Consider the following 26,366-nt stretch of genomic DNA (forward strand, 5'->3'; position numbering starts at 1 on the left):
TAACGGCAAACAAATAGGCAGGATTTATCCCGGGCTTTCATTCTGGCTGGCGGCTACAGCACCGCCATTTCCATCCGCAGTTCAGCGTTCTGATCGGCCTCCAGGGCCACCACAGCAGGTTGACAGGGGCTGTACAACACCTGCCAACAGACCTGCCATGGGGGCTTTTTCCACCGCCAAGCAGATAGATCCAAGCGAAATCAACTAGTTACGATGTCTGCCGCGAGCATCCTACCCTGAACCAAGCCACGGCAAGGTGTCGCAGAGGCATCGACGAGGCAAGACATTTATGCTGGAGGGCGCAAGGTATGACTACGAGTCTCTCTGCTCCAGCTTGAGTCGCTCGATTGACGCCTCCCGGATGGCACTGCGTCGTACTTTACCCGCATCATCCCGCAGATTCGCTCCCACGAATTCAACGGAACGGGGCACTTTATAGCGGGCCAACCTCTGCTCCAGAAACTGAAGCAGTGTTTCCGGCGTGAGGCCGGGGCGGGGTGCACCACTGCGTGCACGCGCTGGCCGAGGTCGCTGTCCGGCAGACCGACAACAGCGCAGGATCGGACCAGTCGATGAGACTCGATCGCCGCCTCCACCTCGGCCGGATAGACGTTGGCACCCCCCGCAACGATCATGTCCGTGCGTCGGTCACTAATATACAGATATCCATCTTCATCCATCCAGCCCAGATCACCGATGGTTTCCCAGCCCTCCTTCTCCTTTTTCTCGGCGCCGACATAATGGTAGCTCGGCGGTGCGCCTTCCGGTCCGCGCATGTAAATTTCGCCGATTTCCCCTGGTGCCGCCTCTTCACCGGCGTCGTTGAGGATCCGCATCTGTCCTCCCAGAATAGGTTTTCCGACCGAACCCCTGTGTTCGAGCCACTCAGTGCCGTTTATACAAGTTTGGGCCACAGCTTCGGTGCCACCATAGAGCTCCCAAACCTTCTCCGCACCGACAAGGTCTATCCATGCCTGCTTCAGCCATTCCGCGCAAGGTGCTGCCATATGCCAGAAAACGCGCAAGGATGATAAATCATGGCGGTCAGGTTGCGCCTCGATGAGCTTCAGCATACGTGACATCATGGTCGGCACGAAGTTGACCCAGGTAATTTGGTGTTTCCGGATATTTTCAAGCGCTTTTTCAGCATCGAATTTTGGCATCACCACGATATGCTGTCCCAGAAGAAGTCCTGCCAGGGACAGAATAAAGGAAGCGTTATGGTAAAGTGGCCCCGATACCAGCTGCCTGTCAGAAGGGGTCATGTGAAAGACCAGACCCATTCCGGCCACGCCGACCGCTGGGGTGCCACTCAGGATCAGTTTCGGCCGACCAGTACTGCCACCTGAGGTCATCGCCTTGGAAACAGGTGAAACGCGCTCCTCCATCGGAGCATCGCTCAACGTTGCAGCCGGCTTGTAGCCGGCTGGCAAATACTTGCGACCGGGATGATCATCCATACCCACGCCGACGACCAACCTGGAATCTGCCAGCTCTACGATCGCCTGGCGCTCGGGAAGCGGCAGACGATGTGACACGGGCTGTGGCACCGCGCCGACTTTCCAACAAGCGAGCACGTTCTCGTAGAATGCTATCGAATTGGGCAGAGCGATGGTGACAAAATCCCCTTGCTCAACGCCTTCGGCCTCAAATGCGCGAGCCAAACGGTTGCTCCCCCGGTCCAGTTCATCCCGGGTTACGGTATCGTCTTCACAGCTAATGGCCTTTGCTTTCGGATCTGATTCCTTCAGCTCGCGAAAGATACGTATGTAGGGCTTTTCCTTCAGCAGTTCTTCCATATCTGGCATTTGATCCATAGCTTGACCCTCTTGCTTACAGCCTGCAGGTCTCTACCCCGGCAGGCAAGGAACGAGGCTGCATTATTTCTCCGGCGTATTTTCGGCTTTCATGGCCCGCCTGGAGTCGTTCTGGATAACCTCCAGCCCGGACGGGTCGACCGCATAACCAAACTCTATCCGGGCATGGGCGTGCCCCACATGGTGCATGGCGAGCGCGCCGGTTAGCGCCTGATGCTGTCCTTGAAGATCCATGCTGAAGTTGATGGCCTGCTTGGCAAGCTTGAGACCGATCGCCGGTCTCGATGCAATTCGCCGGGCGAGATTCAAGGTGGCTTCTTCGAGTTGCTCACGCGGTACGACATGATTGACCATGCCAAGCTCCTTGCACTCCTCGGCGCTGAGAATGTCACCGGTGAACAGCATCTCTTTCGCCTTGCGCGGCCCCAGATCCCATGCATGCAGAAAGTATTCGTGGCCATTGAGCCCAAAGGCAACGACTGGATCGGAAAACTGCGCATCTTCGGAGGCAACAATGATATCCATCGGCATCGCGATCATCATGCCGCCCGCCATGGCCTTGCCCTGAACCTGGGCAATTGTGGGCTTGGCAATGTTGCGCCATTTCCAGTGCAGGCCGACGTAGTATTCCTCTTCGCCCGCGTACATCCCGGCCGCGCCGGGCTCGTGGTGACCGGCTGCCTGAACCACCGGCTCTTGCTCCAGGGATGTCCTGTCGTCTGTCAGGTCATGACCTGAGGAAAAGTGTGGACCATCGCCGGCCAGAATAATGACTTTTACTTCAGGATCCCTGGCTGCAACATCAAAGGCATGGTTGATCTCATAGAGCATTTTCAGGCTCTGTGCATTGCGGAGATCGGGCCGCGCCATGACAATTCGGGCGATGGTCTGCTCCGGCAGTTCATAACGGATCTGCGTATACTCGGGAATTTTGGTTTTGTCAGTCATTTTGTGTTACCTGTTTTGTCTGGTACATGTATTGGTGGGATGGACAAGCGGTTGCCGTCCACCTACGCCGGCATTGCGTCCATGATTGCCTTGTGCCGGGTCACAACTAGATCCTTCACGGACGCGCAAGTATGTAAGTGGAGCTGATTTGTCTTGACTGCCTCGACTACCATTTGCCCCACATCGTCCGGGGATGCGCCCTGCTCCAGAAACTGTTTCATCGCGTCGTGTTTTTCGAAGGCAGCCCTGAGTTGGGCCCGACTCATCTCTCTGCTGATTTTTGGCTGCGACGCCCGGGTACGCTCGACAATTCCGGTGGCGACCGGTCCCGGACAAAGCACGGTGACGCCAATGCCGTGGGGCGCAAGTTCAATCTGCATGGCTTCGCTCATTCCCACCACGCCAAATTTTGTCGCGTGATACAACACACCGGATGCATTCGCCACCAGGCCAGCACTCGAGGCGGTGTTCACCACGTGGCCACCCTCCTCGCGCTGCATCATCCCGGGCACGAAGTTGCGAACGCCATTGAATACGCCATTGAAGTTGATATCGACGCCCCAGTCCCACAGTTCGTAGTTGAGCTTGTCGAGAGAAGCCCCGCCGGCGACACCGGCATTGTTCACCAGGATCGACACGCAGCCCAGCGCGAGCTCAACCTCCCGCGCAACCTCAGCGTAAGCATCACGATCACGCACATCCAGCTTTGCTGCAAAGACCTCTGCCGTCTTTGAAAGCTCATCTTTCGCAGCATCCAGCGCGGACTCGTCGAGGTCAACCAGGGCAATTTTCGCCCCTGCTCCGGCGAGTGCCCGGGCGATACCCAGACCGATGCCGTTTGCTCCGCCTGTAATAAACGCCGTTCTGCCTGCTACATCTGTCATTGTCACCCTCCTGTATTCATCTTGAACCGGCTGACGCCGGTCGCAATCAGCTGTCGGCAAGATCGTGAACGCCGTTCAATGCTGCCTCGATAAAACGCCGCACATCCCTGTCTATCGCGTCACCCTCCGGGGTTCCCGCCGGAAAACCGCCATGCACTCCTGCCTCCACCACGTGCAGTTCCGCCGGAATATCTGCGGCTCGCAGAGCCCGGTGCATGCGAACAGTATTGGACAGATAGAGGTCCCGTGTACCGGTCGTGAGAACCGTCGGGGGGAAACCCCTGCCAAAATCACCGAACAGCGGCGACAGGTAGGGGTGGCGCAGGTCGTGTCCATTGGCGTAGAGTCGGTTGACAGGCATCAGGCTGGCAAGCGATCTGTCGACTCCAAGATTGGTGTGAAAGCTGTCGCCAGATTCTGTCAGGTCGATCTCGGGTGTATTGAGATACACGCCAGCCGGCATTGGCAACCCGCTGTCGCGTATCCGCAGCACCAGCGCCGCTGCAAGATTACCGCCAGCCGAGGCCCCGCTGATGATGATCTCACTCGGCAAACTTTCTTTCAGGAGTGCCCCATAAGCTTGCATCCCATCGTCCAGCGCAGCCGGATAAGGATGGTCGGGCGGCATCCGGTAGTCGACCGACCAAACACGGCGTTCAAGGCGACTGGCAAGTCCGATACCCATAAGCCGGCACAACTCTCCGCCGCAATAGATCAGGCCGCCCCCATGCAAGTCCAGGATGACGGACCGGTCGCCAGGTGCTGCCTGCAGCGGCCGCAGCTCGAAAATGCGGGCGACACCAGCGTAGTGCTCGTCAACCTCGACACCTGCATTCCGGGTTGCCTGCTTCAATAGTGACAGCAGGTTCGCATTCACGGTTTCTATATGGACTAGCCATCCCTCCCTGTCGTCCGTCGAGGGGTAGGGTAAGGAAGAGAAGCCTCGCATTTCCAGATATGACCTGGCGGCCGAACTGAGAAAATCTGGCACCGGGATTTCTCGTGGCGGAACGAGCCGAACAGTATCCGCTTTGCCCGTCATACTCTCTCACCAAATGTCGCAACGCGTTGCGCGAAGGCGCCGGACTGCATGTATGTCATCTGGGTGTGCTTCTCCAAAGCAATCACCGCTGCCAGACTCTCGATCTCAGCCGCACGCGCCATCACTTGCTTGATCTTGCGAAGTCCGAAATAATCCCACAGCTCGCGCGCCATTGTTCCATTCAGGGCATTGAGACGATCTGGACGATTTAGTGTCAGCCAGTCAACGGCGCCTTCGCGGACAAGACCCGGCGTAGAGTAATTACTCATGGCCTGCCACTCCGCTGTGGAGATGGAGGTTTTCAACAGACTATTCTCGCCACCATTCCCACGGTCACAACAGGTCCCAGGCGAACTCGACCCCGTAGGTCATTGGCTTCGCGAAATTTGAGGAGATGTTGAGAGTGGAATACCCCTTTTGCGTATAGTACTTGCGGTCAGTGATATTTCGCCCAAAAACAGTGACCTTCATGCCGTTCGCCAGGTTCATCGCAATCGAGGCATCCAGAAGGAATACGGCTCCCTGATTCAACCGGGCGGAGGAGTCAAAATACACTTTGCTCTGGTACGAAGGCGATAGCGAGAACTCGAGGGTGTTACCCCCCACCGGCACAAGATAATTTATCTGGGCACTCGCCTGGTATTTGGGCGTGCGGACCATCGGATTACCGCTCGCATCAACCGGTACCGTCATAAACCCGCCGCCTGGAGCCTCCTGATATCCTGGTGCATCCGGGAATGAGCTGTACTCCGCATTCGTGTAAGCCAGCGCTCCGCGCATGCTCCACATATCGCTGAACAGGTAGCTCGCATCGAATTCGGCACCATATATGCGCGCTTCTGCCGCGTTCACTACCGAACTCAGTGCAACGCCATCCCTTATTATCAGAGTGCTTGCCTGAACATCCTGATAATCATAATAGTAGGCTGAGGAATTGAGGGTAAAGCGGTCGCCCACCGCTTTATAGCCGATCTCATATGCGTCGATCGTCTCTGGACTCACCCCGGGGTCTGTCAGGGACGTTCCATTGAAAGTACCACTTTTGAAGCCCCGGCTGTAAATCGCGTACAGGTTTGAATGGTCAGTGAGTGCATAACGTAAACCGACACGAGGCGTCCAGCTGCTGTCGCGCTTCTGGATGCTACGAGAGCCGGGTGCCGGAATCATCGGATGAGGCAACAGGGCGTTGCCCATCTCCCGGTCCTCTGTGCTGTAGCGGATGCCGGCAATCAGCGCCAGATCACCGAATTCATAGGTACCGTCAGCGTAACCTGCGAAGGCTTCCCTGTTGTTCTCCTGCTCCAGAAACTCAACACGGTTATACTGGAATGAAGAATAATACGTTTTGTTGCGGTAGTAGTACGCGCCTACGACATAATTGAAATTATCACCCGTCGACGTGAAGTTCAGTTCCTGCGTCACTGTTTCGTTCTTGTATGTGAAATCAATGCGAAAAATGTCGAGATAGGTGTTGTCCCCGTCATTGGTCGTGGTTAATTTGTCATCCTTGAACGCGGTAATCGACGATAAGGTACCGGTCCCCGTATCGTAATCTATGCGTGCATTGTATTCCTGAGCCGTGGTGCGCAGCACGGCTTCGGAATTGTGCGACACTTCGAATCGATCGCTCGCTACGGGGCCTGCGCCCGGCACTGGCGCAAGGACATTCTGTCCCTTGTAGTTCTGGTAGCTAGATGCAGTAGGGTCGTCGAACTTTGTATGAGATGCCGTGAGTGTAACGTTCAGGTTGTCAAGGGGCTGCAGTAGCACTTTGCCCCTGGCCCCAAAGGTCTCCGCTTCATTGGCGAGCCGATCTGTCCGAACATCCCGAATATAGCCGGGTGTGTGCCGGTAATTGAGCGCCAGATTGGCAGCCACTGTGTCGTTGATAGGAAGATTGATGTAGCTCTTTGCCCTCACTTCGTCGAACCGGCCGTATGATATCGCGAACTTTCCGTCCCGCTCGAACGACGGATCAAGGGTCTTCACGAGGATGGCGCCACCGGTTGCGTTGCGGCCGAAAATCGTGCCCTGCGGTCCCTTCAGTACCTCGACCCCTTCTACGCTAGCCAGATCAAAGACATTGGACGCTTGCGCCGGTTGATAAACGCCATCAATATAAAGTGCCACATTCGACTCATTGTTGACCGACAGTGTCGACCCGACACCACGGATTGTCGGTGATAGATAATATACCGGTGTATTGATGTAGACCCCGGGAACAAGTTTGTTGAGGCTCTCCAGACTGTCGGTTCCTGCAAGAGCGAAGTCATCGGCGGAAACAGCGCTGATCGTTACAGGTATATCAATCAATCGCTCCGGACGCTTCTGCGCGGTAACAACGATTTCCTCGAGTACTGCGCTTGCAGACCCAACGTGCAGAGACAAACCGGCGAGCACCAAGGCTTTGACATAGACGCGATGGCTTGAATGAGTCCGTTGTACGTGTGTCATCTTCATGAGATCCGGAACCCCTCTTTCGTATTTATTTTGATAGTGATGGATCGGGCCTGGGCGCCCTTGGCGGGGCAGAAATCAGCCAGCTATTCGACAGCCTTACAGATACCGTCAGTGCTTGCCCAATCTATCGGGTTTGTAGAACTACGCCCCCCCTCTTTTCGTAGGGGGTCACCACTTGCACAGGCGGGCATGATAAACGAAACGTCAGTAAAGCAACGGAGAAGTCAATGAACACCCACTCAGAGCTTTCCAAGAAGGACCCCGAACTCAGTCCGCTCCAGGCACTTGTCGTATTGATCGGCGTCGTTGTCGTGCTCGGCGTACTGATTGCTTTCTACTCGCTATTGAATATTCACGCGGCATGGGCGGGATTTCTGTTTCTCCTCTACTGGTCCAGCGTTGACGATTTTGCCGTCGACCGCCTGCTGCGCTGCGTATGCGGAGGACTGTTCGGCTTCTTCCTGTTGTGGACACTAGCGCAATCTACGTCGTTGTTTGGCGACAACGGCATCTACGCGTTTCTGGCCCTGCTGATGGTTGTCATATATTGCCTTATCATGAAATGGGCAGACTGGTTGATCAATCCCGTCGCCATGTTCTACCTCACGGTTGGGCTGGTACCCGCAGTTCAGGCCGAACTGGATCTGGTGGATGCCGTGCTCGCCTTCCTGATCTCAGCCTTTTATTTCGGCAGCCCGGTAGTTATCGTTCATTTGGCCAAGCAGCATCGGGCCAAGACCGGCATGGTCAGCGAATAACGCAAAGCAAGTGACGGTATGAGCGAGGATCTGGTGAGGGAGAGCGGAATGCATGGCCAGCAAATGCTGTGCTACAGGCGCACCTCGCCACGGTCGATGGCCTTCTTCTGCTCCAATGTCAGTGGCTGCCAGGCTTGGGCTTCTGTGCTCAGATACCATAGCTGTTCGTCAGTCACAGCCGGGCAATAGCCTTCTTTCTTCAGTTTGGCCTTCTGATGCTTGAAGGTGCCGGTCAGATCCTGACCTTGCCGAATCCGCATGAAACGAGGTACCGCGTATTTCGGCAGTTTTTCCCTCAACATACTGGCGAAACCTGCTGCATCGAGACTCTCACCCTCCTTCAGGGTATAGCAAATCATGCCGCAGCGACCGTCCCGCCCGGGCACCTGGACACCGTAGACAACAGCGTCCTCCGTCTGGGGCCAGGTATTGATTACGGCCTCGACTTCCGTCGTCGCCACATTTTCCCCGTTCCAGCGATACGTGTCGCCAACCCGGTCCAGAAACTGCACGTGTCCGGCGCCTTGAGCGCGCATCAAGTCGCCACTGTTGAACCAGCAATCACCTTCCTCGAACACGTTTCTGAACAGCTTCTTTTCCGAGGCAGATTTGTCGGTATAGCCCTCGAAAGGTCGGTCTTTGTTCACGGCGCAGATCAGAAGACCGGTTTTTCCTGGGCCCAACTTGATCATATGACCATTTCCGTCACGCCGGGGAGCGTCAGTATCGACATCGTAATCCACGATTTCCCAGCCCCCTGGCGCCCAGCCCACAGTCTCGTCGTAGTTGAAGAAGTTGATAAACGCCAGCGGGCTCTCGGAGGCACCATAGAATTCAACGATCCTGTTGATACCGTAGCGCGTTTTGAACTGATGCCACAGATCCGGCCGCAGACCATTGCCTGCTATGCGTGACACCTTGTGCTCCCTGTCCCTGGCGCTGGGCGGCTGATTCATTAGATAGCGTAAGAGTTCGCCGATGTAAGTGAAGCACGTGGCTTCCGTTTCTCGCACCTCATCCCAGAACCGGCTGGCGCTGAACTTTTGACTAAGTGCAAAGGTTGCACCGGCGTATAGCGCGGAACCAAAGTTCAGGATCAGCGCATTGTTGTGGTACAGGGGAAGGCAGCAATAGACCGTGTCCTCGGAAGTCAAATTTAGCCCGGCCTGACCAAAGGCAAGAGCGGATGTGTACCAACGCACCCAGCGCAGGACGGAAGCCTTGGGCATACCCGTGGTACCAGAGGTAAAAACCAGAAATGCCGGATCGCGCAGGGTCACCTGCTGTGTTTCAGGACGGTTTTCCCCGGAACAGGTCGCGACCTCCTTCTGCATGTCAACGTAGCCTCCGGGAAGCAACGAATTGGCATTCTCGGCAACCCACAGAAGCTTTCCGTCATATTGCTCTTGAAGCAAACTGGCGACCGTTTCCATGCAGGCAACTTGTTCTGCACCGACAATCAGAAGCTTGGCCTTGGCGAGGTTCAAGCTGTTCTCCAGCACATCACTGCGTTGAGTGGTGTTGATCAGGGCCGATACGGCACCTAGCTTGGCCACAGCCGCAAGTGTGAACAGCATCTCCGGGCGATTGCCGATATTCACTCCGACGTGGTCGTTGGGGCCAACGCCGAGGGAGGCCAGGAAACTGGCGTACTGGTTGGCGGTCTCGTTGTATTGCGCATATGTCCACTGCTTGCCCCGAAAACGAATGGCAACGGCCTCTGGCGTTAAACAAGCCCATTCTTCAAGGCGCCTGCCAAGGCTCATCTGTAGCGCCATGTCGGTCTTGGCAGCCTTCTTCAATCCTGAGTAGAAACCGGGCTGGGCAACCAGGGCCCTGGCCATGCGCCAGGCGACGGAACGGCGTGAAATCAGATTGTTTCTCATAGGTCTGGAACTCCATTATTTTATTCCTGAATTGAGTTGCCTGCTTGTCCCGGACGCAACTTGCCTATCACAAAAAACTCGCCGGCTTCATCCATATACGCCGCATCCCCAGTGTGCAGCCAGCCCTCCCGTATCGCTTTCGCCGTTTCGGCAGGCCTGTTCCAGTACCCCAGCATCAAGCCCGCCCCTCGAACTGCCAGCTCGCCGGTTTTGCCCCGGGGAACTTCCTCGCCGTTCACTGCCACGATTCGAAGCTCTGTAGTCAGAGAAGGCCAGCCAATGGCACCTTTCGGTCTGGCAGTGCGCGGGTCGCAAGCGGCGATGCTGATCAACGGCGCCATCTCGGGAACAGTGAATATCTTGGTGAGTTTGACTGTGGGCATCCGTTCACCGAGGCTCTGCAGCAGTTTGCCGTCGGCCGGAGAGCTCACACAGTTCAGTTGACGCAGCGTAGTCCGGGACAGCTTGGCCAGCCCAGGATTGTGGGCCATCCGGTGAATCATTATCGGAAGCAGAAGTGTGTTGGTGACGCCTTTTTCAAGAATGACATCCACGGCCTCATCAAGCTGCAGGTTTGGTGAAATGACCTGCGTTGCCGCACGTAGCGTCAGCGCGAGCATAAACATCGCGGCGGCCGGATCGAACATGGGCGCAACGTGTAAGCCAATATCTTCCTCTGCAACCAGTTGCTCAAGCCCCCCAGCACACTGCTCATCAAATTGGCGTGGGATAGCATAATGCCCTTTGCCGACTCGCGGCTCCCACTGCTGTAGAATATGGCAGCGAGCTGATCGCCGCTGCGTCGGATGTCTGCACCTGGCTTCGACTCCTGGATCAATTGTTCATAGGAAAACATCCCGCTGGGCACATGACCGTCCCCGGCATAGATAACCGTCACCAGATGTTCCGAACAGTCAGCAAGCCGGGACACCATCGACTCGGACATGCCATCAACCAGCAGGATCCGGGTCTGGCAGTCGTCCAGGGCTCGAACGATCTCCCATTCGCTCCAGCGAATATCGATGGGATTTACCACACCTCCAGCCCACCATACGGCGTACAGGAATTCCACAAAGCGGTCCGAGTTTTGTGATAGCAGGGCGACACGGTCGCCTTCTTTCAAATGCAATTTGCGCAATGCTGAAGCCATGCAGGCAACACGACTTGACAACTGTGCGTAGGTGGTTGTTCGGCCTTCGAAGTCCACTGCCACACGATTGGGATACCGCTGCGCTGCGCGATGGAGGGGTTGGGTCAGACACAGGTTTGACATGCAGCGATGCTCGCTTGGACTCCGAGAACTGCTTTTTCGGAAGGCAATTGAAATCCGCACGGCAGCTTGTCAGAGCCATGTTCAAATTCGTGCGGCACCGGGATGAATGCTAGCAGCACGAAGCGGGAGCTGCCCCCTACGAAAAGTAGGGAGGTCCGTCGAGATTAGACGCTGAGCTCCTTTTTGCGCAGAACAAAACGCTGGATCTTCCCGCTGGGCGTTTTGGGGAGTTCGTCGATAAATTCAAGCTCTCTAGGGTAGGCGTGTGCCCCCACTCGCCGCTTGACCAGCTGTTTGAGTTCCTCTGCCAGCTGATCCGAGGCATTTACGGATGGCTTCACCACCACAAAGGCTTTGACGAGCTCCGTGCGAAGCGGATCGGGCTTGCCGATAACAGCCGCTTCCACAACAGCATCGTGTTCAAGCAGGGCACTTTCAACATCAAAGGGCCCGATCCGATAGCCGGAGGACGTGATCACATCGTCCGCGCGGCTGACGAACTTGATGCTGCCATTGGCGTTTTGCACGGCGGCATCGCCCGTCAGATAGTATTTTTCGCCGATGGCTCTACTCTGCATCCCCTCATATCCCTTGAACCAGTACATGGGGGATTGCTGGCGATCCACCGCCAGGATACCCGGCGTCCCGCTTGCCTGCTCAACGCCGTCTTCGTCAACCACCGCCAGCCTGATACCCGGCATGGGGTAGCCCGCCGAGCCGGGTGTGACGGTGTGGTCGAGATTGTGGAAATTGCACAAGACCATACCCAATTCGGTCTGGCCGTAGTGATCGTGAACAACGATGTCCAGGTGCTCCGAAAACCAGCGAATAACTTCCGGGTTAAGGGGTTCACCGGCGCTGCTGACCACACGCAGCTGGCCTTTCAGCTCGCTTACCGCGTCGCTGCCGGCCGCAATCAGCAAGCGGTAGGCCGTCGGCGAGCCGGCCAGATTATTGATGTCATTGTCGCGAATGACCTTGAGGGAACTCTCGACACTGAAGGGACCATCGTAGAGCAGGGTAGCGCAACCCAGCAATAGCGGGCCGGTGACCGCATAGTAGAGTCCATAGGCCCAGCCCGGATCCGCAATGTTCCAGAAACGGTCATCGTTACGCAGTCCGACGGCATCGCGCATATACCCGGCAAAGGGCACCACCGCCCTGATGGGCACATAGAGTGGCTTAGCCGGGCCTGTGGTGCCGGAGGTAAACATCATCAAAAACGGATCGTCAGCGGACCGGGCCACTGGGGGCATACCAGGGTCGGCACTGTTCATGGCCTCACGTAGATCAACATCGCCTGCCTGAACAGCACTGCCACGCTGGGCGACGGTCAGGATTGTCGGCGCTGAATTCAAGTTATCGAGCTTCTGGCGATTGAGCGAGTCGGTCACTACCACCTTTGCTCCGGATGTGGCGAGCCGGTGCTCGATCGCCTTCGGACCAAATGCCGTAAACAGGGGTTGGTACACCGCTCCCAGCCGCCAGGTGGCAAGCACGGTTAGCAGCAGCTCCGGTATACGGGGCAACAGCCCGGCCACCCGGTCGCCGGGCCCAATGCCGCGATCACTCAGTACGCGCGCCAGACGTTCCGAACGCTGCTTCAGATCTTCGAAAGTCAGATCCTCCGCTGCGCCCTGTTCGCTGCGCCATCGCAGAGCCACCCTGTCAGAGCCGACGTGTTGATCACAGCACAACTGCGCCACATTGACAGACAACAGATCCTCGCCGAGGACCGCCTGCGTCGCTTGCAGACTGTCAAATTGCTGGTACGACAGCTCGTAGGGTGCCTTCATGAATATTCCTTTTATTGGTTTAACTTGTCGGGCACACCAATCGGTGGCCGGCAATTCCGCCGGCCGGAACTTCCGACACTCTGCGGGGCCGAGCAGTATCAGAACACGCCCACCGTAAATCATCCCCAACAAGCCGCCGCTGGCACCCGCGGCTATTATACCCTCAGGTGCTCTTGCCATAGAGGGTGACGACACATGCGCCACCGAGACCCAGGTTATGCTGAAGAGCAAGTCGCGCCCCGTCAACCTGGCGCTTGTCCGCAGTTCCGCGCAGCTGATGCGTCAACTCGTAACATTGTGCGAGACCGGTTGCGCCTATCGGGTGTCCTTTTGACAACAAGCCACCGCTGGGATTCACGACGTGCTTGCCGCCATAGGTGTTCTGTCCATCGCGAATATAGCGCTCTGCCGTTCCCTCTGGAGTCAGGCTCAGTGATTCGTATGAGAGCAATTCGTTTGCCGTGAAGCAGTCATGCAGTTCCACCACGTCCAGGTCGTCGGGAGACACGCCGGAGACTTCATAGACCTGGTCAGCCGCAGCCTTGGCCATGTCATAACCGACCACACTTATCATTGAGTGCCCGTCAAATGTGCTCTGAAAGTCCGTGCTAAGGACCTGCGCGACAATCTCTACCGACGCATCAATATTGTGGCAGGCCGCGAACCTGGGCGAGACCAGCACCGCCGCGGCTGCTCCGCAGGTGGGAGGGCAAGCCTGGAAGCGGGTAACAGGCCCGTAGAGATGGGGCGACCCCATCACTTCCTCCAGCGTCAGCGGATCGCGGAAGACGGCGAGGGGATTGTTGGCCGCGTGCCGGCGCGCCTTGACCGAAATCAGCCCGAAGGTCTCGTCGCTGGTACCGTAGCGCTGCTGATACTCAAGGCCGCCACCACCGAACAGCTGGGATGCCGGCGGCTTGCTATCATCGTACCCCTGGATCTCCAGCATTTTGGAAAAATGATAGCCCATGGAGGTTTTGCGATCAGGAAACACGATGCCCGGAGCTCCCGGCATCATCTGCTCGAAGCCAACCGCTATCGCACAATCCACCACCCCGGCTTCGATCATCTGACGCGCGAGGTACAGAGCAGTAGAACCCGTTGAACAGTAGTTGTTGACATTGATAATCGGAATACCGGTGCAGCCGACACGATAGATGGCAGACTGCCCTGCGGTCGAATCGGCATACACGTAACCCGCATAGGCCTGCTGAACCTGATCGTAGGAGATATCTGCGTCGGCCAGCGCGAGACGAATGGCTTTCTCGGCCATCACGTCCCAGTCCTCACTCTGGCCAGGCTTGGTGAAGGGGATCATGCCGACCCCGGCAACTCGTACGGTGTTCATTGTTGTTTCTCCTCATGGTCCGGTCTGAAAACGACAGGTCCTCGGCAGATCCGGACGGCCAAGTTCCCAGTGGGCCAGTTTCGCTCAACCCGGACATCAGGTCCCCCTCCCAAAAGCGGGGGCATCTGCAACCCTTCGTGGCTGCCCCTCCACAATGCCGGCATCAGCTCGCTTCCGGGAGGCCCATCCTTTAGGGAGGGGGCCTGCTTCTGTGATCTAGTATAGTTTTGTCCTCTGGCCCACTGGTTCGAAGGTGCAGCCACTGCGCCCGGGCCATGCTGTCGCTTCTAATGACGATCATTACATGCACCAGGTCACTATTGACTTACAGAACGGAGACACTCCATGCAAGATCTGTCCGGCCGAACTGCCTTTATTACCGGCGGCGCCCAGGGTATAGGACTGGGCATCGCCCGCCGCCTGGCACGCGAAGGGATCAATCTGGCCATTGTCGATATCGATGCGGCGGCGCTTGAGGCCGCGCAAAGCGAGCTTGAAAACTTAACCCGGGTAGCCACGCATGTACTGGATGTACGTAATCGGGAAGCCTATGCCCTGATCGCCGATGAGGTGGAAGAGAATCTTGGGCCGGTTTCCCTGCTTTTCAATAACGCCGGGGTTGCTGCTGCGGCCTCCGTGACCAAGATGACCTACGACATGTGGGACTGGACGCTCGGCGTCAACCTCCACGGCGTTGTCAATGGCATACAAACGTTTGTGCCGCGCATGATCAGACGTGGTGAGGCAGGCCATGTTGTCAATACCTCTTCCGGGGCCGGCTTGACAGCGACCGGAGCGGGCTTCCTTTATTGTACTTCCAAGTATGCTGTAGTAGGCATGTCGGAAGCGCTGCGCAACGAACTCGAAGCTGCTGGAACCGGTATCGGCGTCAGCGTACTTTGTCCCGGTCCGGTGGCTACCAATATTATAAGCCACACCATCATGACCCGCCCTGGTGCCACGCCTCGGGAAGAGATGAGTCAGGAAGCACTCAACCGTATCAAGGAGAAGGACAATCTCCTGCGGCAGGGCGTCAGTATCGACGAAGTTGGCGCCATGGTGCTCGCCGGAATCAACAAAAACAGCCCTTATATTTTTACCGACCGCTTTGTCGAAAGTGCAGTGATCGAGCGCACTGAACGTATTATTGACTGCCTTCCCGGCTAGACATTGTGTAGTGAGCTGCACTCCTCAATTATGGCTCTGAGCATGGATTACCGTCCTCAGCTTAACCCACGATCTTTGAGGACGGGTAGGTCCTACATAATGTCTAGGACAGCTCCGGGAGTGGGAGCCTACTCCGAGCCAGGCAAAACATAGACAAGATGATCGACTTCCCAGCACAATACCTTTGCTGCGGTGAATGCTGCACCCGATGAGGGGCGCAGCCATCGGGTCCGGCCAGGCCAGTCCCACCTGGACGGGCGGCACGCAGGATTGGTTGAATAGCGGGAGTTGCATGACCAAGACGAAGCCTCCGGACATTGCGATTGTTCGAACCAAACTGGCGCCGCCAAGAATTGGCAGCGCGCCGGTGAACCGGAACGAACTGCTGCAGCGGTTGAACTCGAATCGCAACTGCAAACTGAATCTGGTGCTGGGGCCAGCGGGCTGCGGCAAAACCATGCTGCTGGCGCAATGGCGCAGGCAGCTCTCAGAACAGGGCGCCAAGGTCGCTTGGTATAACCTGGGCATGGACGACGACGTTACCCAGGTTGGCGCCTATATTGTCGAAAGTCTGCGTAGTGCAGAACTGGACATCCACGCTGACGCGCTCCAGTTCTTCAACCGCTCCGGGGGCAAATCCCGCAGCAGTTTTCTCGCCTCTCTGGTCGACGACCTGATCGACTGCAACGAAGAAGTCTATCTAATAATTGATGACTTTCACTACAGCACCGCCTTCAATATTTTCCAGCTGATGGACGCCTTTCTGGATGCGCTGCCTGACAACGTGCATCTCGTTATCGGATCCCGATCTCGCCCCCCGCTGAACCTGCTCAAGCTGCGGACCCAGGATCAACTGGCCGAGCTGGATTTCAAGGATCTGCGTTTTGATGTTTATGAAACGGGCAGGTTTGTTGCAGCCCAGGGACTGAGCTCCCTCGACCCTGCGCATATCAGGCGCTTGTATGAACTGAGCGATGGCTGGGCGGCTGGTCTGCAATTGCTGTTGTTTGCCCTTCGCAAGGAAAGCCAGGTCGATCACTTCTTTGAGCGTCACACCAGCAAAGCCTCCGTTTCGCAAGAGGGCGCCCTGGTCAGCTACCTTGAATCCACCGTCGCCGACTATATCAGCGCGGAAGAGCTCGACTTTCTCGCTTCCATTTCTGTTTGCCGGCGCTTTAATCGCGTCCTGTGTGAAGAATTGAGCGGCAACTCCAACGCGGGCGAGTTGCTGAAGAAGTTCGAGGACGAACAGTTGTTTCTGTTGCCCATCGACACACCTGATATCGACCCGTGGTACCGTTTTCACCGCCTCTTCGAGAGCTTCCTGCACAGCCGGCTGGAACAGCGGGACAAGGCCGATATCAGAACGCTCTATCAGAAGGCCGCTCGCTGGTTTGCGGAACAACGGCTGGATATTGAAGCCCTGCGCTACGCGAGTGAGGCGGGCGACAACGAGCTGATGGCAGAGCTTATCGAACGCTCGGCCCGGCGCCTGACCCGCGAAGGTTATTTCAGGCAGCTTATCAAATGGTGTGACCAGATTCCCAAGGAAACGCTTCGCGAGCGGCTGGGCATCAGCCTGAACCTGGCTTGGGCACAGATCTCCTGCGGTCACCTTGATGCCTTTCAGGAGAATCTGGAGAGCATATTGCTCCACCCCAACCACAGAGCCGCCTCCGTACACTATGAAGTTCAATTGCTGTGTGCATATGGCCGCGCAGCAGTCGATGATACCGCCGGCATAATTCAGATTGTCGAACCCATGCTGCAGGCGGCGCAGTCCACTGATGCCTTTCTGCTATCTCTGATCAGCAACCTGGCTTCGACCGGCTATGTTTACTCCGGGCGCTTTGCGGAAGCCAGGGAAGCCGTACGCGTTTTCTACAGGAAGCTTCCTTCGGGCCAGACCCAGCACAAGCACCTCCTCGCCGACTGGATGATTGGAAACTCTTATCTGGCTGAAGGCCGTATCCGCGATGCACTTGCCCACCAGATGCCCTTCAAGGACAAGATCGTATTGCGCGGGAAGGTTGGGCCCGATACCCTTGGCAACGTCATCGGACCGCTGTGCGAGGCCCTTTTTCAGTTCAATCTTCTGGATGATGCCAGAGAATTGATTGAGACCTATGCAGAGATCATCGGTGCAGCAGAACTGCCAGACGGGATTTTGAGCGGCTATCGGGTTCGCGCCCACTTGGAATTATTGGCAGGTGACTCACAGGCTGCCTTCCAAACCATGCAGCACCTTGAGGAGATCGGCATCCGGCGGCGGCTCGACCGCCTGGTGGCGTGGAGCCTTTACGATCAGTTTGCACTTTCTGTGCATTTCCAGCACCTGACCTCACGTGAAGAAATTCTGTATCGTCTCTCGCAACTCGCCGAACAGTATGCGGACTGCCAGTATTGCTCCTGGGCAGAAATACCGATGATTTCCGCTTTGGCCACTGCAGAGAACGCACTTCACCACGACGTTGACTATCTTGAATGTATGCACCTTATTGGCGTCGCAGAAGAGCATTGCCAGCGGCTTGGCCGCCACGGCACTTTAATCGGTCTGGGATTCATGCGCTGTATCGCCAGCCTTGGCGCCGGCAGGCAGAAACCGGCGCTGGGCGAAGCCTCGAAACTGCTGAAGGAGGCCGCCGAACTCGGCGCGCTGCGCGTCCTGGCCGATATTGGCCTCATCGCCCACCCGCTTGCGAAGCTGCTTGTCAGCCGCGCACACAGCGACAGCGAGCATGAACTGCTTGAAATAGCGCTGGGAAGCAGCACGGCCGCAAACGACAACGCCTCCATCCCACCGACCAACGCCGAAGCACTGACAGAGCCATTGACGGCAAGGGAACAGGACGTATTGGAGCTGTTGGGCAAGGGGCTCTCCGCCAAAGGCATCGGCCGCGGCCTGAACATCTCACCCACGACGGCCAAATGGCATCTGAAGAATGTCTATGGAAAACTGGGCGCCAGTTCCCGCGAAGATGCGCTGGCCAAGGCGAGACAGCATCGCATAATCAGCTAGCGGGCCATGCGCACCGCACCTTCGGAGAACACCTCGGCCAGCAAAGCTATATCAAAATATTTTGATATAGCTTTCGTGACCTGCTAGACTGCCCGCCATGTTAGCCATGTCAAACACCCAGACTGCCGCCGGGACCACCCCCGAAGCGCGCATAGAAGCGCTCGCCGCCTTGTGCAAGGCCAGCGCCGATCCCTTGCGCCTGCAGATCCTGCGCGTTCTGCGCAAGGATTCCTTCGGTGTATCCGAATTATGCACCCTGTTTGACATCCGCCAGCCGGCGCTCAGCCATCATCTGAAGGTGTTGGCCAGCGCCGGGCTGGTGGCGACCCGCCGCGAGGGCAACTCCATCTTCTATCGCCGCAGCGAACTGGGGCAACAAGCCGGCCTCGATGCGGTCCAGCAACAGATCTTCGAGGTTTTGGATGACACCGCCCTGACACCCGAGCTGAGCCAGCGCCTGCTGCTGGTGCAGCAGCAGCGCGAGGACAACTCCCGTCATTTCTTCCAGCACAATGCCCACAAGTTCCGCCAGCAGCAGGATCTGATCGCCAGCTACGAGCAATACGCCGCAACGGTGGCCCAGGTACTGGACGACGCGCCGCTCCCGCAGACCGGCACCGCGCTGGAAGTCGGCCCCGGCGACGGCGCCTTCCTGGCTGAGCTGAGCCCCCGGTTCCGGCACGTCGTCGCACTGGACAATGCGGCCACGATGCTGGCCCGGGCCCGCGCAACCGCCGCCGCGGCCGGACTGACCAATATCGAATTCATCCACGGCGATACCGCTCATCCGGCGCTGGCAAAGCTGCAGGTGGACTGCGTGGTCATCAACATGGTGCTGCACCACACTCCTCGCCCCTGGCAAATCCTGCGCGACGTCGCCGCCTGTCTGGCCCCGGGCGGCGTTCTGCTGCTCACCGACCTGTGCCGTCACGACCAGGCCTGGGCGCGGGAAAACTGCGGTGACCTGTGGCTGGGCTTCGACCCCGAGGAACTGGCCGGCTGGGCCCACGACGCCGGTCTCATGGATATCGCCAGTATCTACCTGGCACAACGCAACGGCTTTCAGATACAGGTGCGCCTGTTCGGCCACCGTGGACTACACCCCTAAAGGAATCAGGTATGAGTGACTACGCTATTTTCACCTCTGAATCGGTCTCCGAAGGCCACCCCGACAAGATGGCGGATCAGATTTCCGACGCCATTCTCGACAAGATCCTGGTCGACGACCGGGATGCCCGGGTAGCAGTGGAAACCCTGGTCAAGACTGGCATGGTGGTGATTGCCGGCGAGGTCACCACCGAGACCTACGTCGACCTCGAGGAAGTGGTCCGCAACGTAGTGCTCGATATCGGCTACAACAGCTCGAAGGTCGGCTTCGACGGCGCCTCCTGCGCGGTGCTCAACGCCATCGGCAAGCAAAGCCCCGACATCGCCCGCGGCGTCGACGAAAGCGCCGAAAAGGAACAGGGCGCCGGCGACCAGGGACTGATGTTCGGCTATGCCACCAACGAGACCGATACGTTGATGCCGGCCCCGATCTACTACGCCCACCGGCTGGTGGAGCGCCAGGCTGAGCTGCGCAAGAACGGCACCCTGCCCTGGCTGCGCCCCGATGCCAAGAGCCAGGTGACCCTGCGCTATGAACAGGGCAAGCCGGTAGGCATAGAGGCCGTCGTATTGTCCACCCAACATGACGAGAACATCAGCCAGGCGGATATTCACCTGGCGGTAATGGATCTGATCGTCAAGGAGGTACTGCCCGAAGCCTGGCTGGACCCGGCCACCCGCTACCACATCAATCCGACCGGCCAGTTTATCATCGGCGGACCGGTGGGTGACTGCGGTCTCACCGGACGCAAGATCATCGTCGACACCTACGGCGGCATGGCCCGTCACGGCGGCGGCGCGTTCTCGGGCAAGGACCCGTCCAAGGTCGACCGCTCGGCAGCCTATGCGGGCCGCTACGTGGCCAAGAACATCGTCGCTGCGGGCCTGGCGGAACGCTGCGAGATCCAGATCTCCTATGCAATCGGGGTAGCGGACCCGACCTCGATCTCGGTCAACACTTTTGGCACCGGCAGGATCTCGGACGCAGCCATTGTAGCGCTGATCCGCGAGCACTTTGACCTGCGCCCGAAAGGCCTGATCGAGATGCTGGACCTGAAGCGCCCGATCTACCGCAAGACCGCAGCCTACGGCCACTTCGGCCGCGAGGAACCGGAGTTCACCTGGGAACGCACCGACAGAGCCGAGGCACTCAGGGCGGCGGTCTGATTGGGACGTTTGCCTCGGGTGTAGATATGGTCGCTTGCAGAATGGAAATGAGAGCGTGAGATTCATGGCTGTGGGACTTTGTAGCCAGGGGGACTTCGTAGCGCCGGTCCGGCGCGCTGGGTGGCCATTGCGGGACACGCCGTGAAGCCGTCCATGGGGGCTCGGATGCCTAGGCGGCCCCGCGCATCCATGTCGCATACGGTCCCGCAATGGCCACCCAGCGCCCCAGACCTGAAACGATGCGAGAACTGGACACAGTGGCTCAATCAACTGCAAAGGATTGGTAACGACCAATCCTCAGGGTTAGCAGTACCGCCGACAGCGGCCAAGGATTAGCCCCCCATTCTCGAGGTCTGCAGCAAAGTCAGGCCGCGGTGGCCCGGCGCTTGCCGGCACCGTCGAGCCCGCCGAGTGGAGGGGGCTGGCAGGGTTTGGAGGCACATGGATGTGCCGGAAAGCCCCGCCGCGCAGGACGCGCGTCGGGGCGGGGCCCTGCCAGGCCGCCGGAGCGAGGGGAGCCGCAGGCCGGGCGACCGGTGGCGGCAAGCGCCGGGCCACCGCGGCCGGGCTACGAAGCCGCCCAGCCAGCTACGAAGCACGGAACACGGAACACGGAACACGGAACACGGAACACGGAACACGGAACACGGAACACGGAACACGAGAGCACACACAGAGAGCCATCCGAACACAAACAGCCAAAACCGGCCCCAATAGCCACAAATTCACCAGCAGCAACAGGAACCACAATCATGACCACAGCAGCCAAACTGAAAACCACCGCCGACTACAAAGTCGCCGATATCACCCTCGCCGACTGGGGTCGCCGGGAACTGGACATCGCCGAAACCGAAATGCCGGCCCTAATGGCCATGCGCGCCAAATACAGCGACAGCAAACCACTGGCCGGTGCCAAAATCCTCGGCTGTATCCACATGACCATCCAGACCGGCGTCCTGATCGAGACCCTGGTCCAGCTGGGGGCCGAAGTGCGCTGGTCCTCCTGCAATATCTTTTCCACCCAGGACCACGCCGCCGCCGCCATCGCCGCCGCCGGCGTGGCCGTCTATGCCTGGAAAGGCGAGACCGAAGAAGAGTACGAATGGTGCCTTGAACAGACCATTCTCAAAGACGGCAAGCCCTGGGATGCCAACATGGTACTGGACGATGGCGGCGACCTTACCGCGATGCTGCACCAGAAATACCCGGCCATTCTCGACCATGTCCACGGCATCACCGAAGAGACCACCACCGGCGTCCACCGGCTGCAGGAAATGCTGGCCCGGGGCGAGTTGAAGGTACCCGCCGTCAATGTCAACGATTCCGTCACCAAGTCCAAGAACGACAACAAATACGGCTGCCGCCACAGCCTCAACGATGCCATCAAACGCGCCACCGACCACCTGTTGGCGGGCAAGAAGGCGCTGGTTATCGGTTACGGCGATGTCGGCAAGGGCTCGGCCCAGTCCCTGCGCCAGGAGGGCATGATCGTGCGGATCAGCGAGATCGACCCGATCTGCGCCATGCAGGCCTGCATGGACGGCTACGAAGTGGTCTCGCCCTTCCTGGACGGCATCAACACCGACAGCGCGGACGGCATCAATACCGAGCTGCTGGGCAGCATCGACCTGCTGGTGACCACCACCGGCAACTACAAGGTCTGCGACGAGCACATGCTGCGCGCCCTCAAGCGCAACGCCGTGGTGTGCAACATCGGCCACTTCGATAACGAGATCGACACCGCCTTCATGCGCCGCAACTGGCGCTGGGAAGAGGTGAAGCCCCAGGTACACAAGATCTACCGCGACGAAGACGACTACCTGATCCTGTTGTCCGAGGGCCGCCTGGTCAACCTGGGCAATGCCACCGGCCATCCCTCGCGGATCATGGATGGCTCGTTCTCCAACCAGGTCCTGGCCCAGATCTACCTGTACGAGCGCCGCTTTGCCAGCCTGGAAGCCGAGCTGAAGCCCGCCGCACTGCGGGTTGAAGTACTGCCGAAGAAGCTGGACGAGGAGGTAGCCGCACATATGGTGGCAGGTTTCGGTGGTGTCATCACGCGCCTGACCAAGGCCCAGGCAGACTACATCAACGTGTCTGAAACCGGGCCGTTCAAACCCGACAGCTACAAGTACTAGGCCAGCCATGACCAGAATCAGCTTCGAGTACTTTCCACCCAAGAGCGACGCTGCCCGCGCGACATTGCTGGAGACGACCACTCCGGGCCTGCAGGCATTGCAGCCCGAGTTTTTCTCCGTCACCTACGGTGCCGGGGGCTCTACCCGGGACAACACGCTGGAGATGGTCTCCGCGCTGAACCAGCGCGGCGTCAGCGTCGCCCCGCACCTGAGTTTCGGTGGTGACGATGGCGCCACGATTGCCGGCATGCTGCAGCATTACCGCGAGTTGGGCATATCGCGCCTGGTCGCACTGCGCGGGGACATGCCCTCGGGCATGGCCGGCGGCGGGCAACTGGTCCACGCCAGCGAGCTGGTGCGATTCATCCGCGAGCAGACCGGCGATCATTTTCATATCGAGGTTGCCGCCTACCCGGAAATCCACCCCCAGGCGGAGAGCTATGACAGCGACCTGAAGCACCTGAAGGCAAAACTCGCCGCCGGCGCCGACAGCGCGATCACCCAGTACTTCTACAACGTCGAGTCCTACTTCTACTTCCTGGACCAGTGTGCCGCCATCGGTATCGACAAGCCCATCTATGCCGGGATCATGCCGATCACCAACTTCGCCAACCTGGCGCGCTTTTCCCGCAACTGTGGTGCCGAGATACCGCGCTGGATATGCCAGCGAATCGAAGGTTACGGCGAGGACCAGGACAGCATCCGCCAATTCGGTATCGAGGTGGTCAGCCAGCTGTGCCAGACCCTGCTGGAGTCCGGCTGCCCCGGCATCCACTTCTATACCATGAACCAGCTTGAGCCCACCCGCCAGATCCGCCAGAACCTGGCTATCTGAGGCCTTTCGCATGCGGATACCGAGGATCCATACTACCCGGCCACTGCAAGCGGACACCGAGCTCGTGCTGGAACCGGGGCCCAGCCAACACCTTTCCCGGGTGCTGCGCCTTGCGGCCGGCGCCAGCTTGCTGCTGTTCGATGGTGCCGGGCGGGAATTCAGCGCCCGCATTCTGGCCAGCGACAGGAAGCGGGTCACGGTGCTGCTGCTGGAACAGCAGGCCCCGCAGCGGGAGTCGCCCCTGTGGATCCACCTGGGAATCGGTATCTCCCGCGGGGACCGGATGGACTGGGTGGTACAGAAGGCCACCGAGCTGGGAGTGGCCGCCATTACGCCGCTGTTCACAGGCCGCACCGAGGTCCGGCTGCAGGGGGAACGGCAGTCGCGCAAGCGGCAGCACTGGCAGCAGGTGGCAATCAGCGCCTGTGAACAGAGCGGGCGCGCCACCCTGCCCCGGCTGAGTGAGCCTGCCCTGCTGGCACAGTGGCTGCAACTGGGCGGCGCAGATCGCCGGTTTGTGCTGCATCACCGGGCCACGGGCGCGGCCGGTATCAACACAGCTGCCGCAGCGCCCCGCTCCGTCAGCCTGCTGGTCGGCCCGGAAGGCGGCCTGGACGAAGCCGAAATCCAGGCCGCCGAAGCGGCCGGCTTCGAGGCTCTGGCGCTGGGCCCCCGGGTGTTGCGCACCGAGACTGCACCGCTGGCTGCGCTGGCCATCCTGCAGGCCCGCTGGGGTGATATGGGAGGATTGCTGTAAGTGACGGGTCGGCTACCGGATGAAGGCGGCGATCCTGCTCTTGTGCAAGTTATCGCCATTTGCCACTTTAGCCGCCTCCTGTCGCGCAGTACACTGCCCCCTCACTCCAGTGGACAACAGCCATGACAATCAAGATCGGGGTCGTGATGGACCCCATCTCCCGCATTCAGTACAAGAAGGACAGTACCCTGGCAATGCTCTGGGCGGTCCAGGACCGGGACTGGCAGCTGTACTATATGGAACCGGGCGACCTGTTCCTGGAGCACGCCACCGCCCGCGCCAGTATGGCGCCACTGACGGTATTTCGCGATCCGGGGTGCTGGCATGAGTTGGGCCCGGCCCAGACCCGCGACCTGGCGGATCTGGACGTGATCCTGATGCGCAAGGATCCTCCCTTCGACAACGAGTACATTTACGCCACCTATATACTGGAAGCGGCGGAACGCGAGGGCACGTTGGTCGTCAATCGCTGCCAGAGCCTGCGGGACTGCAATGAAAAGGTGTTCGCGACGCTGTTTCCGCAGTGTTGCCCGCCCCTGCTGGTCAGCAGTGATATTGCCCGGCTCAAGGGATTTCATATCGAGCACCAGGATGTAATCTTCAAGCCGCTCGACGGCATGGGGGGGGCGTCGATTTTCCGGGTCCAACTGGCAGACCCCAACATCAACGTCATCCTGGAAACCCTGACCGGCTTCGGCAAGAAAACCATTATGGCACAGCGCTTCATTCCCGAAATCAGCGAGGGTGACAAGCGCATCCTGATGATCAATGGCGAGCCCCTGCCCTACTGTCTGGCGCGCATCCCCAGTGTGGGAGAAACCCGGGGCAACCTGGCGGCGGGCGGCAAGGGCAGGCCCCAGCTGCTGTCCGAACACGACCAGTGGATTGCGGGGCAGGTGGGGCCGACGCTGCGCGAGAAGGGGCTGCTGTTCGTCGGCCTGGATGTGATCGGCGATTACCTGACCGAAATCAACGTCACCAGCCCCACAGGGATCCGTGAAATCGACAATGGCCATCAACTGGACATCGGCGGCCAACTGATGGATTGTATTGCCGAGACAGTGCAGCAGCGCGGCCGGGCAGAGGGGAATGCAGCAGAGCATCGTCAGTGAAGAGCCGGAAAACCGATTCGGCATAGCGGTTTTCCTCGCCACAGCCCTGCATGTGATCCTCGTGCTGGGACTGGGTTTCGAGATCGGCAATCAGCCACCCCCGGGCCCGCAGCTGGAAATCACGCTGGCCCGGCAGCCCAGCGGCGCGGTGCCTGAGGAAGCTCGCCATCTGGCGCAGTTCAACCAGCAGGGCAGTGGCGACCTGTCAGACCGGACCAGTGTCAGCAGCGCCTCGGCAATGCCGCAGGCCGCGGCACGGCAGCAGGCCCGGAGCGCGGCGGAGACCGTACAGGCGCAACGGGCCGGGCAGCGACCGGTAACCACCAGGGCACAGTCCCGGCCGCTGCCGGCCGAGGCCCCGGACAGCGCCTCCACCAGCCCCGCTGCGGTAGCCGGATCCAGTCCCGAGGCGCAGCGGCTGCAAGGGGAGCTGGCGACGCTGGAAGCCATCCTGGAGGAGCAGGCACAGGATTATTCCAACCGCCCCAGGGTGCGGCGCCTGACCTCCCTCTCCACCCGGGAAGCAGTCGATGCCCGCTATCTGCACGCGTGGCGCCAGCGGGTGGAGGCGGTGGGCAACCAGTACTACCCGGAGGCATCGATTCGTTACGGACTTTATGGCAGCTTGCGCCTGCTGGTGGTAATCAATGCCGATGGACAGCTTGAAGACATCCGGATTCTGTCCTCCTCCGGCTATGCCGTGCTGGACGAGGCGGCCATCAAGATTGTACGAATGGCCGCTCCCTATGCGCCGTTTCCAGGGGCACTGAGAGCTACCACGGACCAACTGGAAATCATCCGCACATGGCAATTTCAGGAAAACCGTCTAAGCTCTGGTTGAGTACACTGCCG

Annotated in this window: 21 protein-coding genes; 10 read left to right on the forward strand and 11 right to left on the reverse strand. The window is 58.9% G+C overall.

The features are described 5' to 3' along the window. Positions 1 to 287: 287 nt before the first annotated feature. The 6 genes from G3T16_RS08925 to G3T16_RS08950 all read right to left on the reverse strand — a co-directional run bounded on the left by G3T16_RS08925 (position 288) and on the right by G3T16_RS08950 (position 7,151). Positions 288 to 1,799 carry an AMP-binding protein gene (locus G3T16_RS08925; RefSeq protein WP_197911977.1) on the reverse strand — a complete coding sequence of 504 codons (1,512 nt, stop codon included), beginning with the start codon at positions 1,797 to 1,799 and terminating at the stop codon, positions 288 to 290. Between the two features lie 81 nt (positions 1,800 to 1,880). Further along, positions 1,881 to 2,765 (reverse strand): enoyl-CoA hydratase, encoded by an 885-nt coding sequence (locus G3T16_RS08930; RefSeq protein WP_163494771.1) that lies wholly within the window; start codon positions 2,763 to 2,765, stop codon positions 1,881 to 1,883. A 62-nt stretch (positions 2,766 to 2,827) separates the two neighbouring features. Beyond that, positions 2,828 to 3,649 carry an SDR family oxidoreductase gene (locus G3T16_RS08935; protein ID WP_163494773.1) on the reverse strand — a complete coding sequence of 274 codons (822 nt, stop codon included), beginning with the start codon at positions 3,647 to 3,649 and terminating at the stop codon, positions 2,828 to 2,830. 46 nt (positions 3,650 to 3,695) lie between these two features. After that, the gene (locus G3T16_RS08940) at positions 3,696 to 4,526 is read right to left on the reverse strand and encodes an alpha/beta hydrolase (protein ID WP_197911978.1); all 831 of its coding nucleotides are present in this window, start codon (positions 4,524 to 4,526) and stop codon (positions 3,696 to 3,698) included. Positions 4,527 to 4,687: 161 nt separating this feature from the next. After that, a complete protein-coding gene (locus G3T16_RS21085; RefSeq protein WP_197911979.1) occupies positions 4,688 to 4,996 on the reverse strand; it encodes a hypothetical protein in 309 nt (102 codons plus the stop codon). Positions 4,997 to 5,024: 28 nt separating this feature from the next. After that, positions 5,025 to 7,151, reverse strand: a complete 2,127-nt coding sequence (locus tag G3T16_RS08950; RefSeq protein ID WP_163494776.1) for a TonB-dependent receptor — start codon at positions 7,149 to 7,151, stop codon at positions 5,025 to 5,027. Positions 7,152 to 7,378: 227 nt separating this feature from the next. Between G3T16_RS08950 and G3T16_RS08955 the strand changes: the two genes are divergently transcribed. Then, entirely contained in the window at positions 7,379 to 7,909 is a 531-nt protein-coding gene (locus G3T16_RS08955) for a hypothetical protein (RefSeq protein WP_163494778.1), read from the forward strand. A 71-nt stretch (positions 7,910 to 7,980) separates the two neighbouring features. Here the strand turns inward: G3T16_RS08955 and G3T16_RS08960 are convergent, their stop codons facing one another. From G3T16_RS08960 to G3T16_RS08980, 5 genes are all read right to left on the reverse strand, one after another. Continuing rightward, entirely contained in the window at positions 7,981 to 9,795 is a 1,815-nt protein-coding gene (locus G3T16_RS08960; RefSeq protein ID WP_163494780.1) for a long-chain-acyl-CoA synthetase, read from the reverse strand. A 20-nt stretch (positions 9,796 to 9,815) separates the two neighbouring features. Continuing rightward, a complete protein-coding gene (locus G3T16_RS22445) occupies positions 9,816 to 10,442 on the reverse strand; it encodes an AMP-binding protein (RefSeq protein WP_163494782.1) in 627 nt (208 codons plus the stop codon). Continuing rightward, the gene (locus G3T16_RS22450) at positions 10,403 to 11,068 is read right to left on the reverse strand and encodes an AMP-binding protein (RefSeq protein ID WP_269473279.1); all 666 of its coding nucleotides are present in this window, start codon (positions 11,066 to 11,068) and stop codon (positions 10,403 to 10,405) included. The genes G3T16_RS22445 and G3T16_RS22450 overlap by 40 nt, the downstream gene beginning before the upstream one ends. Before the next feature lie 164 nt (positions 11,069 to 11,232). Continuing rightward, positions 11,233 to 12,864, reverse strand: a complete 1,632-nt coding sequence (locus tag G3T16_RS08975) for an AMP-binding protein (protein WP_163494786.1) — start codon at positions 12,862 to 12,864, stop codon at positions 11,233 to 11,235. A 163-nt stretch (positions 12,865 to 13,027) separates the two neighbouring features. Beyond that, positions 13,028 to 14,212, reverse strand: coding sequence for a lipid-transfer protein (locus tag G3T16_RS08980; protein ID WP_163494788.1), 1,185 nt, complete (start codon positions 14,210 to 14,212; stop codon positions 13,028 to 13,030). A gap of 345 nt (positions 14,213 to 14,557) precedes the next feature. On the opposite strand from G3T16_RS08980, the gene G3T16_RS08985 reads away from it, so the two are divergent. The 9 genes from G3T16_RS08985 (at position 14,558) to G3T16_RS09025 (ending at position 26,355) form a co-directional block, all read left to right on the forward strand. Further along, positions 14,558 to 15,379: an SDR family NAD(P)-dependent oxidoreductase gene (locus G3T16_RS08985; RefSeq protein WP_163494790.1), complete on the forward strand. Its 822-nt coding sequence runs from the start codon at positions 14,558 to 14,560 to the stop codon at positions 15,377 to 15,379. Positions 15,380 to 15,575: 196 nt separating this feature from the next. Beyond that, the gene (locus G3T16_RS08990; RefSeq protein ID WP_163494792.1) at positions 15,576 to 18,398 is read left to right on the forward strand and encodes a helix-turn-helix transcriptional regulator; all 2,823 of its coding nucleotides are present in this window, start codon (positions 15,576 to 15,578) and stop codon (positions 18,396 to 18,398) included. A gap of 97 nt (positions 18,399 to 18,495) precedes the next feature. Then, positions 18,496 to 19,506, forward strand: coding sequence for an ArsR/SmtB family transcription factor (locus G3T16_RS08995; protein ID WP_163494793.1), 1,011 nt, complete (start codon positions 18,496 to 18,498; stop codon positions 19,504 to 19,506). Positions 19,507 to 19,517: 11 nt separating this feature from the next. Further along, entirely contained in the window at positions 19,518 to 20,672 is a 1,155-nt protein-coding gene (gene metK, locus G3T16_RS09000; protein ID WP_163494794.1) for a methionine adenosyltransferase, read from the forward strand. 752 nt (positions 20,673 to 21,424) lie between these two features. After that, positions 21,425 to 22,810, forward strand: coding sequence for an adenosylhomocysteinase (gene ahcY, locus G3T16_RS09005; protein ID WP_163494795.1), 1,386 nt, complete (start codon positions 21,425 to 21,427; stop codon positions 22,808 to 22,810). A gap of 7 nt (positions 22,811 to 22,817) precedes the next feature. Continuing rightward, the gene (gene metF / locus G3T16_RS09010; protein ID WP_163494796.1) at positions 22,818 to 23,645 is read left to right on the forward strand and encodes a methylenetetrahydrofolate reductase [NAD(P)H]; all 828 of its coding nucleotides are present in this window, start codon (positions 22,818 to 22,820) and stop codon (positions 23,643 to 23,645) included. Positions 23,646 to 23,655: 10 nt separating this feature from the next. After that, positions 23,656 to 24,402, forward strand: a complete 747-nt coding sequence (locus G3T16_RS09015) for a 16S rRNA (uracil(1498)-N(3))-methyltransferase (protein ID WP_163494797.1) — start codon at positions 23,656 to 23,658, stop codon at positions 24,400 to 24,402. A 122-nt stretch (positions 24,403 to 24,524) separates the two neighbouring features. After that, on the forward strand, positions 24,525 to 25,514 hold the full coding sequence (gene gshB / locus G3T16_RS09020) for a glutathione synthase (protein ID WP_163494798.1): 990 nt from the start codon (positions 24,525 to 24,527) through the stop codon (positions 25,512 to 25,514). Beyond that, a complete protein-coding gene (locus G3T16_RS09025) occupies positions 25,492 to 26,355 on the forward strand; it encodes an energy transducer TonB (RefSeq protein ID WP_163494799.1) in 864 nt (287 codons plus the stop codon). Before gshB ends, G3T16_RS09025 begins: the two co-directional genes overlap by 23 nt. Positions 26,356 to 26,366 lie beyond the last annotated feature (11 nt).

Source organism: Kineobactrum salinum (assembly GCF_010669285.1).
GTDB classification, from domain to species: Bacteria; Pseudomonadota; Gammaproteobacteria; order Pseudomonadales; family Halieaceae; genus Kineobactrum; species Kineobactrum salinum.

Bases quoted from the DNA above. Each gene is read 5' to 3' on its own strand.
- G3T16_RS08925 (WP_197911977.1), bottom strand. From the start codon at position 1,799: ATGGAAGAACTGCTGAAGGAAAAGCCCTACATACGTATCTTTCGCGAG.
- G3T16_RS08930 (WP_163494771.1), bottom strand. From the start codon at position 2,765: ATGACTGACAAAACCAAAATTCCCGAGTATACGCAGATCCGTTATGAA.
- G3T16_RS08935 (WP_163494773.1), bottom strand. From the start codon at position 3,649: ATGACAGATGTAGCAGGCAGAACGGCGTTTATTACAGGCGGAGCAAAC.
- G3T16_RS08950 (WP_163494776.1), bottom strand. From the start codon at position 7,151: ATGAAGATGACACACGTACAACGGACTCATTCAAGCCATCGCGTCTAT.
- G3T16_RS08955 (WP_163494778.1), top strand. From the start codon at position 7,379: ATGAACACCCACTCAGAGCTTTCCAAGAAGGACCCCGAACTCAGTCCG.
- G3T16_RS08960 (WP_163494780.1), bottom strand. From the start codon at position 9,795: ATGAGAAACAATCTGATTTCACGCCGTTCCGTCGCCTGGCGCATGGCC.
- G3T16_RS22445 (WP_163494782.1), bottom strand. From the start codon at position 10,442: ATGTTCGATCCGGCCGCCGCGATGTTTATGCTCGCGCTGACGCTACGT.
- G3T16_RS22450 (WP_269473279.1), bottom strand. From the start codon at position 11,068: ATGTCAAACCTGTGTCTGACCCAACCCCTCCATCGCGCAGCGCAGCGG.
- G3T16_RS08975 (WP_163494786.1), bottom strand. From the start codon at position 12,864: ATGAAGGCACCCTACGAGCTGTCGTACCAGCAATTTGACAGTCTGCAA.
- G3T16_RS08980 (WP_163494788.1), bottom strand. From the start codon at position 14,212: ATGAACACCGTACGAGTTGCCGGGGTCGGCATGATCCCCTTCACCAAG.
- G3T16_RS08985 (WP_163494790.1), top strand. From the start codon at position 14,558: ATGCAAGATCTGTCCGGCCGAACTGCCTTTATTACCGGCGGCGCCCAG.
- G3T16_RS08990 (WP_163494792.1), top strand. From the start codon at position 15,576: ATGCTGCACCCGATGAGGGGCGCAGCCATCGGGTCCGGCCAGGCCAGT.
- G3T16_RS08995 (WP_163494793.1), top strand. From the start codon at position 18,496: ATGTTAGCCATGTCAAACACCCAGACTGCCGCCGGGACCACCCCCGAA.
- metK (WP_163494794.1), top strand. From the start codon at position 19,518: ATGAGTGACTACGCTATTTTCACCTCTGAATCGGTCTCCGAAGGCCAC.
- ahcY (WP_163494795.1), top strand. From the start codon at position 21,425: ATGACCACAGCAGCCAAACTGAAAACCACCGCCGACTACAAAGTCGCC.
- metF (WP_163494796.1), top strand. From the start codon at position 22,818: ATGACCAGAATCAGCTTCGAGTACTTTCCACCCAAGAGCGACGCTGCC.
- G3T16_RS09015 (WP_163494797.1), top strand. From the start codon at position 23,656: ATGCGGATACCGAGGATCCATACTACCCGGCCACTGCAAGCGGACACC.
- gshB (WP_163494798.1), top strand. From the start codon at position 24,525: ATGACAATCAAGATCGGGGTCGTGATGGACCCCATCTCCCGCATTCAG.
- G3T16_RS09025 (WP_163494799.1), top strand. From the start codon at position 25,492: ATGCAGCAGAGCATCGTCAGTGAAGAGCCGGAAAACCGATTCGGCATA.